This window comes from Pseudomonas sp. BIGb0278 (assembly GCF_024809895.1).
GTDB classification, from domain to species: Bacteria; Pseudomonadota; Gammaproteobacteria; order Pseudomonadales; family Pseudomonadaceae; genus Aquipseudomonas; species Aquipseudomonas shirazensis.
The window spans coordinates 429,866-443,518 of sequence record NZ_JANUEL010000001.1; the positions used below are offsets into that span (position 1 = coordinate 429,866).

General features: G+C 61.8%; 13 protein-coding genes and 1 tRNA gene. 9 read left to right on the plus strand and 5 right to left on the minus strand.

Features of this window, described 5'->3' with window-relative positions; all coding sequences use genetic code 11:
• Positions 1-40: 40 nt before the first annotated feature.
• Complete coding sequence (gene acnB, locus M2396_RS01960; RefSeq protein WP_101321000.1) at positions 41-2,650, minus strand: bifunctional aconitate hydratase 2/2-methylisocitrate dehydratase; 2,610 nt, start codon at positions 2,648-2,650, stop codon at positions 41-43.
• A gap of 407 nt (positions 2,651-3,057) precedes the next feature.
• Between acnB and M2396_RS01965 the strand changes: the two genes are divergently transcribed.
• Together M2396_RS01965 and M2396_RS01970 are read left to right on the plus strand one after the other, a co-directional pair.
• Positions 3,058-3,525: a DUF1289 domain-containing protein gene (locus M2396_RS01965; RefSeq protein ID WP_188036348.1), complete on the plus strand. Its 468-nt coding sequence runs from the start codon at positions 3,058-3,060 to the stop codon at positions 3,523-3,525.
• Between the two features lie 67 nt (positions 3,526-3,592).
• Positions 3,593-4,360: a hypothetical protein gene (locus tag M2396_RS01970; RefSeq protein ID WP_259072522.1), complete on the plus strand. Its 768-nt coding sequence runs from the start codon at positions 3,593-3,595 to the stop codon at positions 4,358-4,360.
• Between the two features lie 6 nt (positions 4,361-4,366).
• Here the strand turns inward: M2396_RS01970 and queD are convergent, their stop codons facing one another.
• Positions 4,367-4,723, minus strand: coding sequence for a 6-carboxytetrahydropterin synthase QueD (gene queD, locus M2396_RS01975; RefSeq protein WP_101320994.1), 357 nt, complete (start codon positions 4,721-4,723; stop codon positions 4,367-4,369).
• Between the two features lie 225 nt (positions 4,724-4,948).
• On the opposite strand from queD, the gene M2396_RS01980 reads away from it, so the two are divergent.
• From M2396_RS01980 to M2396_RS02000, 5 genes are all read left to right on the plus strand, one after another.
• Positions 4,949-5,254, plus strand: coding sequence for a PepSY domain-containing protein (locus M2396_RS01980; protein WP_103437942.1), 306 nt, complete (start codon positions 4,949-4,951; stop codon positions 5,252-5,254).
• A complete protein-coding gene (locus tag M2396_RS01985) occupies positions 5,254-5,568 on the plus strand; it encodes a PepSY domain-containing protein (RefSeq protein ID WP_103437941.1) in 315 nt (104 codons plus the stop codon). Before M2396_RS01980 ends, M2396_RS01985 begins: the two co-directional genes overlap by 1 nt.
• Complete coding sequence (locus M2396_RS01990; RefSeq protein WP_101320987.1) at positions 5,569-6,237, plus strand: response regulator transcription factor; 669 nt, start codon at positions 5,569-5,571, stop codon at positions 6,235-6,237. It abuts the gene before it with no gap.
• Complete coding sequence (locus tag M2396_RS01995) at positions 6,234-7,553, plus strand: sensor histidine kinase (RefSeq protein ID WP_259072524.1); 1,320 nt, start codon at positions 6,234-6,236, stop codon at positions 7,551-7,553. The genes M2396_RS01990 and M2396_RS01995 overlap by 4 nt, the downstream gene beginning before the upstream one ends.
• 133 nt (positions 7,554-7,686) lie before the next feature.
• Positions 7,687-8,844 carry an HPP family protein gene (locus M2396_RS02000; RefSeq protein ID WP_150569855.1) on the plus strand — a complete coding sequence of 386 codons (1,158 nt, stop codon included), beginning with the start codon at positions 7,687-7,689 and terminating at the stop codon, positions 8,842-8,844.
• Here M2396_RS02000 and M2396_RS02005 read toward each other — a convergent pair.
• A complete protein-coding gene (locus tag M2396_RS02005; protein WP_101320981.1) occupies positions 8,818-9,684 on the minus strand; it encodes a LysR family transcriptional regulator in 867 nt (288 codons plus the stop codon). The genes M2396_RS02000 and M2396_RS02005 overlap by 27 nt on opposite strands.
• A 200-nt stretch (positions 9,685-9,884) precedes the next feature.
• Here M2396_RS02005 and M2396_RS02010 point away from each other — a divergent pair, with 200 nt between their 5' ends.
• The gene (locus M2396_RS02010) at positions 9,885-11,774 is read left to right on the plus strand and encodes a propionyl-CoA synthetase (protein WP_259072526.1); all 1,890 of its coding nucleotides are present in this window, start codon (positions 9,885-9,887) and stop codon (positions 11,772-11,774) included.
• Here M2396_RS02010 and zapE read toward each other — a convergent pair.
• Together zapE and M2396_RS02020 are read right to left on the minus strand one after the other, a co-directional pair.
• A complete protein-coding gene (zapE, locus tag M2396_RS02015; protein ID WP_259072527.1) occupies positions 11,771-12,850 on the minus strand; it encodes a cell division protein ZapE in 1,080 nt (359 codons plus the stop codon). The two genes, M2396_RS02010 and zapE, sit on opposite strands and share 4 nt — an antisense overlap.
• A 172-nt stretch (positions 12,851-13,022) precedes the next feature.
• Complete coding sequence (locus M2396_RS02020; RefSeq protein ID WP_101320974.1) at positions 13,023-13,265, minus strand: DUF465 domain-containing protein; 243 nt, start codon at positions 13,263-13,265, stop codon at positions 13,023-13,025.
• Positions 13,266-13,533: 268 nt separating this feature from the next.
• Between M2396_RS02020 and M2396_RS02025 the strand changes: the two genes are divergently transcribed.
• A tRNA-Gln gene (locus M2396_RS02025) sits at positions 13,534-13,608 on the plus strand.
• The last annotated feature ends 45 nt before the right edge of the window (positions 13,609-13,653 follow it).

Below are 13,653 nucleotides of genomic sequence, written 5' to 3' on the forward strand. Positions count from 1 at the left end.
TTTTTTCATGCCGCTGGAAGCTCAACGCTCCCGCCGGATGTTACGCCTGAACAACCGGGATCTTGGCGCTTTCCGCAGCGTCACGGAACTCGGCGATCTGGTCGAAGCTCAGGTAGCGGTAGACGTCGGCAGCCATGCTGTCGATGTCTTTGGCGTACTGCATGTACTCTTCGATGGTCGGCAGCTTGCCGATGATCGAAGCCACTGCTGCCAGCTCGGCCGAAGCCAGGTAGACGTTGGTGGCATCGCCCAGACGGTTAGGGAAGTTACGGGTCGACGTGGAAACCACGGTCGAACCGGTCTGCACACGTGCCTGGTTACCCATGCACAGCGAGCAACCTGGCATTTCCATGCGCGCGCCAGCTTTGCCGTAGATGCCGTAGTAGCCTTCTTCGGTCAGCTGGTGAGCGTCCATCTTGGTTGGCGGAGCCAGCCACAGACGGGTCGGAATACCGCCCTTGACCTTCTCCAGCAGCTTGCCAGCAGCGCGGAAGTGACCAATGTTGGTCATGCACGAGCCGATGAACACTTCGTCGATCTTCTCGCCCTGTACCGAAGACAGCAGGCGGGCGTCGTCCGGGTCGTTCGGCGCGCAGAGCACAGGCTCTTTGACGTCGGCCAGGTCGATTTCGATGATCTCGGCGTATTCGGCATCGGCGTCTGCAGACAGCAGCTGCGGGTTGGCCAGCCAGGCTTCCATGGCTTGCGCACGGCGCTCCATGGTCCGCGCATCGCCGTAGCCTTCGCTGATCATCCAGCGCAGCAGGGTGATGTTCGACTGCAGGTATTCGGCAACCGCTTTTTCCGGCAGCTTGATGGTGCAGCCAGCAGCAGAGCGCTCGGCGGAAGCGTCGGACAGCTCGAACGCTTGCTCGACAGTCAGCTCGTCGAGGCCTTCGATCTCCAGGATGCGACCCGAGAAGGCGTTGATCTTGCCTTTCTTCTCGACGGTCAGCAGGCCTTGCTGAATGGCGTAGTACGGGATCGCATGGACCAGGTCACGCAGGGTGATGCCAGGCTGCAGCTTGCCCTTGAAGCGAACCAGGATCGACTCTGGCATGTCCAGCGGCATCACGCCGGTGGCAGCGGCGAAGGCGACCAGGCCGGAACCGGCCGGGAACGAGATGCCGATCGGGAAGCGGGTGTGCGAGTCGCCGCCGGTGCCGACGGTGTCAGGCAGCAGCATGCGGTTCAGCCAGCTGTGGATGATGCCGTCGCCAGGACGCAGCGACACGCCGCCACGGGTGCGGATGAAATCCGGCAGGGTGTGGTGGGTGGTGACGTCGATTGGCTTCGGGTAAGCAGCGGTGTGGCAGAACGACTGCATGACCAGGTCAGCCGAGAAGCCCAGGCAGGCGAGGTCTTTGAGCTCGTCGCGGGTCATCGGGCCGGTGGTGTCTTGCGAACCCACGGTGGTCATCTTCGGTTCGCAGTAGGCGCCTGGACGTACGCCCTGGCCTTCTGGCATGCCGCAGGCACGGCCAACCATTTTCTGCGCCAGGGTGAAGCCCTTGCCAGTATCGACCGGTGCGTCCGGCAGTTTGAACAGGTCGGTTGGACCCATGCCCAGCTCGGTGCGCGCCTTGTCGGTCAAGCCACGGCCAACGATCAGCGGGATACGGCCGCCAGCACGGACTTCGTCGAGCAGGACTGGCGTCTTCAGTTCGAAGGTGGTGACCAGCTCGTCGCTTTCGTGACGGCGTACTTCACCTTTGAACGGGTACACGTCGATGACGTCGCCCATGGCCAGGTTGCTGCAGTCGAATTCGATTGGCAGGGCGCCGGCGTCTTCCATGGTGTTGTAGAAGATCGGAGCGATCTTGGTGCCGAAGCAGAAACCGCCAGCGCGCTTGTTCGGCACGTTGGGGATATCGTCACCGAAGAACCACAGTACCGAGTTGGTTGCCGATTTACGCGACGAACCGGTACCGACCACGTCACCGACGTAGGCGACCGGGAAGCCTTTGGCGCGCATGGCTTCGATCTGCTTGAGCGGACCGACCGAGCCTGGTTGCTCAGGCTCGATGCCGTCACGGGCCATTTTCAGCATGGCCAGGGCGTGCAGCGGGATATCAGGGCGCGACCAGGCATCCGGGGCAGGGGAGAGGTCGTCGGTGTTGGTTTCGCCAGGCACCTTGAACACGGTCAGGGTGTACTTTTCGGCAATTTCAGGGCGCTTGGTGAACCACTCGCCATTGGCCCAGGACTCGAGCACAGCCTTGGCGTGGGCGTTGCCCGCCTTGGCTTTTTCGGCGACGTCATGGAAAGCATCGAACATCAGCAGGGTGTGCTTGAGCTGTTCGGCCGCGACGGCAGCCAGTTCGGCGTCGTCCAGCAGCGCGACCAGAGTCTCGATGTTGTAGCCGCCCTGCATGGTGCCGAGCAGCTCGGTGGCATGCTTGCGGTCGAGCAGTGGCGAAGTGGCTTCGCCCTTGGCGATTGCCGAGAGGAAACCGGCCTTGACGTAGGCAGCCTCGTCAACGCCTGGTGGTACGCGGTTGGTGATCAGGTCAACGAGGAAGGCTTCTTCGCCGGCTGGCGGGTTTTTCAACAGTTCGACCAGGCCTGCAGTCTGTTCGGCGTTCAGCGGCTGGGGCACGATGCCCAGGGCTTTACGCTCTTCGATATGTTTGCGGTAGGCTTCAAGCACAGTTATTACCCTCATCAGTGGTCCCTAAAGGGAGTCCGGGACGCTCATCCAGAATTCAACGCGGCCATGCGCAATACGGCTTCGTGAGCCGTCCAGCCAGGCGTGCGGAAAATCCTTGCAGAAGCTGTTTTCAAAGTTTTACGCCTGTAGAACGGAGCGCTGATGAGGGGTTGGCGCGGAGCATGCGAGGGCTGCATGGGCCGGCCAACACCGTTCTACCGGATTAACTGTGCTTCGTGACGCTTTGAAAACAGCTTCCAACGGACATTGTTGCCTTGAAAAGGCGGGTTGATTCTACGGCAAAAACTGAACAAAAGTAAGGCGCGGGATGCGACTTTAACAAGTGACCCTGGTTAGACAAAGGGCTAACATGGAGCCGTGTGCCACCGCCAAGCTGTTGTCTGTTCATGTCCAATCAGTCCATCAAAACCCCGTGCGTCGGGCTCTGCTCGACCGTCTACGGCGACCTTGTATGCCGCGGCTGCAAGCGCTTTCATCATGAAGTGATCCACTGGAACGGCTACAGCGAGGAGGCCAAGCGGGCAGTCTGGCTGCGCTTGGAGCAGTTGCTGGTGCAAGTGATGATGGCCAAGCTTGAAGTGTTCGACAAAGACTGCTTGCGCCAGCAACTGGAGCAGCGTTCGATCCGCTTCGTCGCGCAGCAGTCAGAGTACTGCTGGGCCTACCAATTGATTGCCAGGGGCGCGCGGATGATCCGTGACCTTGAGGCCTATGGCATGGCGCTGTTGCCTGAGTTTCGTGGCTGGGATCTGCCACAGTTGCGCGACGCCATCGACCGGGAGTTCTTCCTGTTATCCGAAGCACATTACCAGCGCTACATCGCACCGTCGTTTCTCAAGGACGTGCTGGGGTAGCCTTCCAGATGCCGCGCGGCGCCAGCAGTCCTTAGCGTTCATCGCTCCTTCAAGCTGGAGTGACGTGATGAGCAGCCTTGTATTCATGCCTGAACTGAGTTTTACCGCCCGCTGCCGCTGGCAACTTGCAGATTATGTTTCGACCCCTGCGGTATGGGAGGACGGCGACGACCTGTCCCGGCCGCTCTGGACCGAATTCGATGGCTGGAATAGCGACAGCGGCTGGTTGATAGCGAGCCGCAATTATGACGGAACACGGCCAGATTCATTTCCGCCGGACGAATGGCAGGGTGAAGATTTACGACAATCGCTCGGTGTCGATACCTTCTGGTTCGGCACCTATCGCCATGCGCTGGGCTACGTCTACGAGATCCGCCCGGCCTATACTGGCCGCAACAGCGACCAGTATCCCAGGCTCAACTACTGGTTGGACGTGAGCAGGAGCGGCTATCTGGGCTTTTACCCTACAGACGCCAAAGCTGGAAGCCTGACCGATAAAGAAGGGGTAATAGCCCTGAAAGATCCGATCGGTGTCGCGCCGGCGGTAAAACTGCCGGTAGACACGCAGATTGATCTCGACTTGCCGCTCTACAAACTCAGAAAGGGCTTGAAGACGCCGCTCTGGCACATCGCATGCCTGAATCCGGAACACTTGGTGGAGGGCGGTCTGCACCTGAACCTGTCTCTCTATGGCGGCCTTGAAGCTGTCAAGGTGCGCCGACTGGTAGAGAACGGGCAAGGGTATCTGAATACAGGCCGCGGCAGGCCGGGTGTGTTGCTGATGTGTATCGACAACCCATGCGTGCCGCTGCACCCGAAACCCTCGATAGACTGAAACCGCCTACGCGCCGCTGTACTCGCAGCCGCTGGTGCAGGTTTCGTGAATACGCACCTTGGACAGTTCTGGCAGCAGCGGTTTCACCTGCTGCCAAATCCACACCGCGATCACTTCGCTGGTGGGGTTTTCCAGGCCAGGAATGTCGTTCAGATAGTTATGGTCGAGCTGCTCGTAGATCGGCTTGAAAATCGCCTTGATCTCGGAGAAGTCGCGGATCCAGCCGGTATGCGGGTCAAGCGGGCCGGTCAGGTGCAGGGCAACCTTGAACGAATGGCCGTGCAAGCGGCCGCATTTATGACCAGGCGCGACATTGGGCAGGCGATGGGCCGATTCGAAGGTGAACTCTTTGAAAATTTCCACGGGGTAGTAACTCTGTTGCAAGCGAGAATGGCGGCGATTCTACCAGCATGGCCGCAGTGAGTGGTTGTGCCTGTGTGGTCAGCTGCCCGGTGGCGCTTGCGCACCCACTGCAACAGTGCTCGAGGCATGGGCTATCATGCCCGCGAGCAATTTCAGGTTGGCTTAAGGAGCCGTGGTTAATCTTAACCCCGTAGACAACTTGCATATCCCGATGGAGAGATACTCATGAAAACTTTGACTGCCCTGTTCACTGCTGCTGCCCTGTCTGTTGCTGCCACCGCTGCCCTGGCCGACGTGCCGGCGCATGAAATCAGCGCCCTGGAAAAAGCCGGCACCGTGCAGCCATTGCAGAAACTGGCCGAGACTGCCAAGGCCAAGCATCCTGGTTCAACCATCACCGACTCCGAGCTTGAAAACGAATACGGCCGCTACATCCTCAAGGTCGAACTGCGTGATGCGCAGAACGTTGAATGGGACGTTGATCTGGATGCCAAGACCGGCGAAATACTGAAAAACGCCCAAGACAAATAATGAGCCCGCTATCGCGCAAGCCGCGCTACCTGGCGCTGGCCCTGATGGCCGTGTGTTCACTGGCGCTGGCGCGTGATCTTGACCAGGATGAAGCACTCGCGCTGCGGCAAAAGGGCATCATCCTGCCGCTTGAGCATCTGCTCGACTCTGCCCTGGGGCGTTACCCCGGGGCACGTCTGCTTGAGGCAGAGCTTGAAGAAAAACATGGCCGCTATGAATACGAGGTCGAGCTGCTGACCCTTGAAGGGGTGGTGCGCGAAATCAAGCTGGATGCCCGCAGCGGTGTGCTGCTCAAAGACGAGGAGGACGACTGAATGCGCCTGTTGCTGGTCGAGGATAACGTGCCGCTGGCCGATGAGCTGACTGCCGGCCTGCAGCGTCAGGGCTATGCCGTCGACTGGCTGGCCGACGGCCGTGATGCGGTCTATCAAGGCCAGAGCGAGCCCTACGATCTGATCATTCTCGACCTTGGCTTGCCCGGCTTGCCGGGATTGGAAGTCCTCGCCCAGTGGCGTGCAGGCGGGTTGGCCACGCCAGTGCTGATCCTGACGGCGCGCGGCTCGTGGGCCGAGCGCATCGAAGGCTTGAAGGCCGGCGCCGACGATTACCTGAGCAAGCCGTTCCACCCTGAAGAGCTGCAACTGCGCATTCAGGCACTGCTGCGCCGCGCGCGCGGCCTGGCCAATCAGCCCAAGCTTGAAGCAGCCGGCCTGCACTTGGACGAAAGCCGCCAGTGTGTCAGCCGCGAGGGTGTCGATGTGCAACTGACCGCGGCGGAGTTTCGCCTGCTGCGCTACTTCATGCTGCATCCCGGCCAGGTGCTGTCCAAGGGGCATCTGGCCGAGCACCTGTATGACGGCGAAACCGAGCGCGACTCCAACGTGCTTGAGGTGCACGTCAATCACCTGCGGCGTAAACTCGGCCGCAGCGTCATCGAAACCCGTCGCGGGCAAGGTTACGTCTACGCCGGCAGCACGCCGTGAAGTCGATCCAGGCACGCTTGAGTGTTGGCCTTATCGCCGTGCTGGTAGTGATCGGGCTGGCCTTTGCGCAGTTGACCCTGTGGCTTTTCGAGGCCGGCCTGCAGCGTTACCTCGAAGTCGGTTTGCGCAAGGAAAGCGAGAACCTGCTAGTGGCGCTGGTGCGCGGCCCGGATGGTCTGCAGCTGGACGAGCGGCGCATCTCGGCGGCCTACCAGCGGCCGTTTTCCGGGTATTACTTTCGCATCGACTTCGAGCAGGGCAGCTGGCGATCTCGCTCATTGTGGGACCTGGACATGCCCAAGCCGGCCAAGCCGGGACTCGAAGATACCCATGTACTAGGTCCTGAAGGCCAACAGTTGCTGGCCCTGCGTGCTGACTATCGGCGCCTGGGTCAGGACATCTCGATCAGCGTCGCGCAGGATTATTCACCAGTACGCCAGGGCTTTCAGCGCATGCAGCAGATCGGCTTGGGCATGGGCCTGATCGCCCTGGTGCTGGTGCTGGTATTGCAGCGCATCACTGTTACCCGCTCGCTCCGGCCATTGGAGCGAGCCCGCCAGCAGATCGCGCAACTGCAGCAAGGTCAGCGCTCACAGCTGGATGCCGAAGTACCCAGCGAGCTGCAGCCGCTGGTCGATCAAGTCAACCATCTGCTGGCCCACACTGAAGACAGCCTGCGCCGCTCGCGCAATGCGCTGGGCAATCTTGGCCATGCGTTGAAAACGCCGATGGCGGTTCTGCTCAGCCTGGCCTCCAGCGAGCGCTTGCGCGATTTGCCTGAGGTACGCACGCAAATGCGCGAGCAGCTCGAACAGATCCAGCAGCGTCTGGAACGTGAACTCAACCGTGCGCGGTTGGCGGGCGATGCTCTGCCCGGCGCGCAGTTTGATTGCGATGCGGAGTTGCCAAGCCTGCTGGCAACCTTGGGCATGATTCATGGTGAAGGTCTGCTGCTCGAACGCGATACGCCCGCCGGACTGCTGCTGCCATGGGACCGCGAGGACCTGCTCGAGCTGCTCGGCAACCTGCTCGACAATGCCTGCAAATGGGCTGACAGCGAAGTCCGCTTGGGTATCGCTACGAGTGCCTCCGGCTATCAGCTATGGGTGGATGACGATGGCCCGGGCATTCCTGAGGAAAAACGCGTGCACGTGCTCGAGCGAGGTTCGCGGCTGGACGAGCAGGTCAATGGTCACGGCCTGGGCTTGGGTATCGTGCGCGATATCGTCGACGCCTGGGGCGGCACTATCGCCCTGCAGGAAAACCCTCAAGGCGGCCTGCGAGTGAGCATCGAGCTGCCCGGCAAAGGCCGCTGAACGGCCTACGCTGATGCTGCAAAATTATTGAGCCCAAACCGCATTATTTTGAATTTGCCCCACAATAGTGCGCGCGGCACACTCTTGCTCTGAAATGGCTCATCCCGGCCAAGTTGAAGAGCACGTTCTGCCGATGTCTGCCTCGCGTCCCGAACCCCTGTTGCAGCGCCTGATGCCGGCGCCCCTCAATATTCCTCCCAAAGAATGGCTGCGCGCAGGCGTCGGTGCCTTGCTCGGCCTGTGCCTCGCAGGTTGGCTATGCAGCCTGGCCTATGGTCCCTCCATTGCGCTGCATTTGCTTGGCCCTCTGGCGGCAACAGCCGTGCTGGTTTTCGCCGTGCACGCCGGGCCGCTGGCGCAGCCGTGGTCGGTGCTGGGCAGCTACGCGCTGGCGGGCGTAATCGGCTTGGTCATGCGCCAGCACCTGGGCAGCGAGCTGTGGGTGGCTGGCGCTGCACTGGGCTTGTCGTTGTTGGTCATGTGCCTGCTGCGCTGCCTGCACCCCCCGGGCGGCGGAGTAGCGGTCAGCGCGGTACTGGCCGATTCCGGGCTGGTCGCCATGGGCGATCATCTGCTCGAGCCAATCATGCTCAATGCGCTGGTGCTGGTCGCAGTGGCGGTGGTCTACAACCGCCTGACGGGCGTGCGCTATCCCAAGCCTGGCTTGCCGCGCAAGGATCTGCACCACACCCACGACCCGGTGCCCAGCGCCCGGGTAGGTTTCAGCAGCGACGACCTCGATCAGGCTCTGGAAGACATCGGCGAGTACGTTGACGTCAGCCGTGACGAGCTTGAGCGTATTCTTCTGGCCACTGAACAGCATGCCTTGCAGCGCAGTCTAGGTGGTATCACCGCGGCTTCGGTGATGTCCCGCGATGTGCAATTTGCCAGCCCGCAGACCACGCTGGAGCAAGCCTGGCAGATGCTCGCCAGCCACCACCTGAAGACGCTGCCAGTACTGGCGGAGGGGCGCCTGGTCGGCATCGTCAGCCTCAGTGATGTGCTGACGGCGGCCATGGCGCGGGCGCGGTTCAGCTGGCGTGGGCTGTGGCGGCGCAGGCCGGTGGTGCTGGAGCAGGTGATGAGCCGGCGGGTGATCAGTGTCAGTAGCCAGCACCCGCTGGAGCGTCTGCTGCCATTGCTGTGCGAGCAAGGCTTGCACTGCCTGCCGGTACTCGATGACGGCAAGCTGGTCGGGGTGATCACCCAGACCGACCTGATTGCCGGTCTCAAGCGCCAGTTGCTCAACCACAGCACGCTCGCTTCAGATGAGCGGGTCCCAGCGTTGTGACCAGTCACTGACGCCCGCTGCGACTTGCCGGCGCAGCACGCCGAAGGCCTGCTGCAAGGCTGCGCTGTCGTGCTTGCGGGTGTACACCAGAAAAGTCGGGTAGGTGAATTCCGGCGCTTGCGGCACCCGCTCGAACACGCCGCTGTCCAGATAAGCCTGCACCACCCGTGTACGGAAATAACCGCTGCCACCGTGCTCGAGAATGAACTGCAAGGCCAGCGGGCCGAGGTTGAAGCTCAGCGCTGGGCGGGCGCAGTCGGGCAGGGCGGCATCGTGCTGGCGGCGAAACGTCTCGCCCCAGTCGATGTACACATAAGGCTCTGGCCGTTCTACGTGGCGGATGCGCACCAGTTTTTCTTCCATCAACTGCTCCACCTGCAGGCCAGGCCCGTAGATGGGCTGATAGACCAGCGCAGCATCGAGCAAGCCGCGCTCGACCTTACGCAGCAACGATTCGCCGTCGCTGACCTCGCTGCGGATGGCATGGCTGGGCATCTCGCGGTACAGCGCACTGACCCAGTCGAGCAGCAGCGGGTTGCCCAGGCTGGTTTCGCCGCCCAGGTGCAGCAGCTGCTGACAACCCTGCGGCAGCGGCAGGTCACGGCGGGCGGCCTCCCAGGTTTCCACCAGTTGGTGGGCGTAGGTGACGAAGGCTTCGCCGTCTGCGGTCAGGCTGGCGCCGCTGCGGCTGCGGACAAACAGCTGGCAACCTAGCTGCTGCTCAAGACGCTGCACCCGCGCGGTGATTGCCGTCTGCGACACGCACAGGCCCTCGGCGGCGGCGACCAGGCTGCCGCAGCGCACAATCTCCAGAAAGGTGCGTGCCTGCTCGATATCCATGCTGTGCTCATTGATGAAGGTGATGGCTATTCTAGAGCGTTACTCGCTGCTTGGCGCGCTTCAAAAGCGCCGCCTTGATAGTGCCTGTTGCTGCGAATTTGCAGGTCGGTTATGGACTTTAGTCCCATGGCAGGGGCGTCAGGCAGGTCCATACTGCAGGCTCGCCCTTCAATAACAACAAGTATCGGGTTGCGACTGACATGACCTACCAGCACAGCTACGCCCGTTCCATTTCCGACCCTGTGGCCTTCTGGGCCGAGCAGGCCGACCAGCTGGCCTGGTACCACAAGCCGCGCCAGACCCTGATCAACAACACCGACGGCAGCCATTGCTGGTTTGCCGACGGGCGCCTGAACAGCTGCTACCTGGCCCTGGATCACCAGATCGAACAAGGCCGTGGCGAGCAGACCGCGTTGATCTACGACTCGCCGGTAACCGCCACCCAGCAGCGTTTCAGCTACCTTGAGCTGCGCGATGAAGTTGCGTGTCTGGCCGGGCTGCTGCGCGAGTTGGGCGTGCGCAAGGGCGACGGTGTCGTCATCTACATGCCGATGGTGCCGCAGGCGGCCATGGCCATGCTCGCCTGCGCGCGGATTGGCGCAGTGCACTCGGTAGTGTTCGGCGGTTTTGCCGCCAACGAGCTGGCCCTGCGTATCGATGATGCCAAGCCGACCCTGGTGCTCACGGCCTCCTGCGGGCTGGAGTTTGATCGGGTCATCGAATACAAGCCGCTGATCGATCGCGCGCTGCAACTGGCCAGCCATCAGCCCCGCCACGTGCTGGTGCTGCAGCGGCCACAGGCCAAGGCCGCGCTGCAGCCTGGGCGTGACCTGGACTGGCAACAGGCACTGGTCAACGCGCAGCCTGTGGCGCCGGTCGAGCTCAGTGCAACCGACCCGCTATATATCATGTACACCTCCGGCACCACCGGCAAACCCAAGGGCATCGTCCGCGAAAACGGCGGCAACGCGGTCGCCTTGAGCTACACCATGCGCCATATCTATGGCATGCAGGCGGGCGATGTCTGGTGGGGGATTTCCGATGTGGGCTGGGTGGTCGGTCACTCGCTGATCGTCTACGGGCCGCTGATGACCGGTTGCACCACGGTGTTCTATGAAGGCAAGCCGATCCGCACCCCGGACGCCGCCGCGTACTGGCGGGTGGTCGAGCAGTATCAGGTGAATGCCTTGTTCTGCGCGCCGACGGCGATGCGCGCGATCCGCAAGGAAGACCCCCAGGGCGAACTGCTCGCCGGGTATGACCTGAGCTCCCTGCGCCAATTGTTCCTGGCCGGGGAAAAGCTTGATTCAAGCACCCATCAATGGCTGGAGCAGGTCACCGGCAAGCCGGTGCATGACCACTGGTGGCAGACCGAAACCGGCTGGCCGGTGACCGCACCCTGTGTCGGCCTTGAAGGCAGCGCCGCACGCCCCGGGTCGAGCAACCGCGCAGTACCGGGCTACCACGTGCAGGTGCTGGACGACGACGGCCATTTGCTCGGGCCGAATCAGCAGGGCGCGATCGTCATCGCCCTGCCGTTGCCGCCGGGCTGCAGCCAGACGCTGTGGGGTGATCATCAGCGCTATCTGCAGGCGTATCTGCACACCTATCCCGGCTATTACCACACCGGTGATGGCGGCTACCTGGACGATGACGGCTTCGTCTACATCATGGGTCGCACCGACGACGTCATCAACGTCTCCGGGCATCGGTTGTCTACCGGCGAAATGGAAGATCTGGTCGCCCGCCATGCGGCGGTTGCCGAGTGCGCGGTGATCGGTGTGCACGACGACATCAAGGGCCAGGTGCCGTTGGCGTTGGTGGTACTCAAGGACGGCGAAGAGCTAGCCGAGCAAAAATTGCAGGCTGAACTGGTTGCCAGTGTGCGCGAGCAGATCGGTGCGCTGGCATGCTTCAACCGGGTGCGGTTGGTCAAGCGCTTGCCCAAGACACGCTCCGGCAAGATTCTGCGCGCGGTGCTGCGCAAGATCGCTGACGGTCAGGCCTATGTACCACCGTCAACGCTGGATGACCCGGCTGTGCTTGGCGAAATCGAAGCGGTGCTGGCCGATCTGCCCCGAGCAGGTTAAAGCACAGTCGTGCCGACCTGATGCAGCTGGCCGAGACGGCTGCGGCTGCGCATCAGGTCGGCAATGGCGCCACCCAGGCTCTGCTCGAGCGGATAGCGGCCAATCAGCACCAGCTCGCAATCTTGGTCGTACAGCACATCGACCAGGTTGACGAAGCGTTGCTGCGATGCGAGCGAACATTCGGCCAGGTCTTCCAGGTCGTCGATGATCCAGCGATCGTAACGGCTGGCCAGCTCCAGATAATCCACCACTGCCGTGGCCTGCTCGCACAGATCGACAAAGCTGAAGTGCACCTGTCGATCCTGGCTGGCCAGGGCGCGCAGCGGGCGGTGATTGATGTCCAGGGTCAGCGGCTGGGTTTCAGGCAGCGCCAGGGCCAGGCGTTGCTCAGCTGTGCCGGGCCAAACGTAGTGGCCCTGGGTAAAACGCTGGTGCGCGCGGTTGGCCGGCAGGCGGCGAAAGTCGATGTCGCCGCCCACTTCCATCACCAGCATGCGGCTGTTGATCAGGCGGATCACTGGCAAGAACCGCTCATGGTAAAGCGGGTTGGGCAGCAGGCCTTCAGGGGCATAGTTGGAAGTCAGGACGACAAATACATTGCGCTCGAACAGCGCGCTGAACAGCCGGGTGAGCAGCATCGCATCGCCGATGTCGTGCACATGGAACTCGTCGAAGCACAGCACCTGGCAGTCGCCAATCAGTTCATCCAGGGTTGCCGCCATGGCATTGTCGGCGCCGCGATGGCGGTGCATGCCCTGATGCAGACGAGCGAAGAAATCGTGAAAGTGCAGGCGCAGCTTGGCCTCCACCTCCAGCGCCTGGTAAAAGCCATCGAGTAGCCAGCTCTTGCCGCGGCCAACCGACCCATACAGATACAAGCTGCGCGCCTGGCCGTCAGTCAGCGCGGCCAACTGTTGCGCCATGCGCTCGATAACCCGCCGTTGACCTTCGCTCAAGCTATACCCGCGCTGCCTGGCCTTGTCCTCGAAGTAGCTCAACAGCTGGCAGTCGCCTTGCGCATCGGTACGCGAGCGGCGGCGCAAGTGGCGAAGCGGCGTGGAAATCCAGGCAGACAAGCGGGTGGTCCTCAACGGCGGGGCAGGGCGATTGGCGCCCTCCAGTGAGTGACCATTTTCACCGCAAGCACCGCTGGCAGGCAATCATCCCGGCGGGTAGCCAGGCGATTGTGGGCGACTACCGGTCAGTGCCCACTGGCAGTGGTCATGCGCCACTGCCAAATGAACAGCCTCAGTCCTCGCGCTTCAGCTGACGATCGATCATGTACTTGATCGACAAACGACGTTCCTTGAGGCGGTGCAGGTCATCATCGCTGGTATAGCCCGCCGAGATGGCCTCGGCAGCCAGCACCTGGTTGTCGATATCGACGTACTCGTCGAGCAGGCGATCAAGGGTCTGATCCTGCTGGCGACGCTGCTGAACGATTTCGCGGGGGTAGTGCAGGTCTTGGTACAGGTCATGGGAAACTGGCATGGCGCCCTCCTTGTAAACGCTGGGTTACTTGACTATTGGGCAGGGCTGCAGGGATTTGGTTTTTTAGCTGGGCGAGCTTTGCCGACAGGCGGTCAGGCGGCGGCTGGTGCCTGACTAACTTGCTGTTTTTTTGAGATTTTTTTTAACAGAGGGGTTTTCATGGTCAAGGATTGTTGTTAAAGTGCCGCGCATTCCCCGACAACAACCCATGTTGTCAGCCAGGGGGATTGTCAGAACGACAGTGCATCGCACTTGTCGCATCCGATACAGGGGCGTCGCCAAGCGGTAAGGCAGCAGGTTTTGATCCTGCCATGCGTTGGTTCGAATCCAGCCGCCCCTGCCATTATCTTCCTCGCTTTACCCTCTCTCTATTCCCGCGCAATCCACC

Coding starts and splice junctions, on each gene's coding strand:
- M2396_RS01965 (WP_188036348.1), top strand. CDS start 3,058: ATGTCCAATCAGTCCATCAAAACCCCGTGCGTCGGGCTCTGCTCGACC.
- M2396_RS01970 (WP_259072522.1), top strand. CDS start 3,593: ATGAGCAGCCTTGTATTCATGCCTGAACTGAGTTTTACCGCCCGCTGC.
- M2396_RS01980 (WP_103437942.1), top strand. CDS start 4,949: ATGAAAACTTTGACTGCCCTGTTCACTGCTGCTGCCCTGTCTGTTGCT.
- M2396_RS01985 (WP_103437941.1), top strand. CDS start 5,254: ATGAGCCCGCTATCGCGCAAGCCGCGCTACCTGGCGCTGGCCCTGATG.
- M2396_RS01990 (WP_101320987.1), top strand. CDS start 5,569: ATGCGCCTGTTGCTGGTCGAGGATAACGTGCCGCTGGCCGATGAGCTG.
- M2396_RS02000 (WP_150569855.1), top strand. CDS start 7,687: ATGTCTGCCTCGCGTCCCGAACCCCTGTTGCAGCGCCTGATGCCGGCG.
- M2396_RS02005 (WP_101320981.1), bottom strand. CDS start 9,684: ATGGATATCGAGCAGGCACGCACCTTTCTGGAGATTGTGCGCTGCGGC.
- M2396_RS02010 (WP_259072526.1), top strand. CDS start 9,885: ATGACCTACCAGCACAGCTACGCCCGTTCCATTTCCGACCCTGTGGCC.
- M2396_RS02020 (WP_101320974.1), bottom strand. CDS start 13,265: ATGCCAGTTTCCCATGACCTGTACCAAGACCTGCACTACCCCCGCGAA.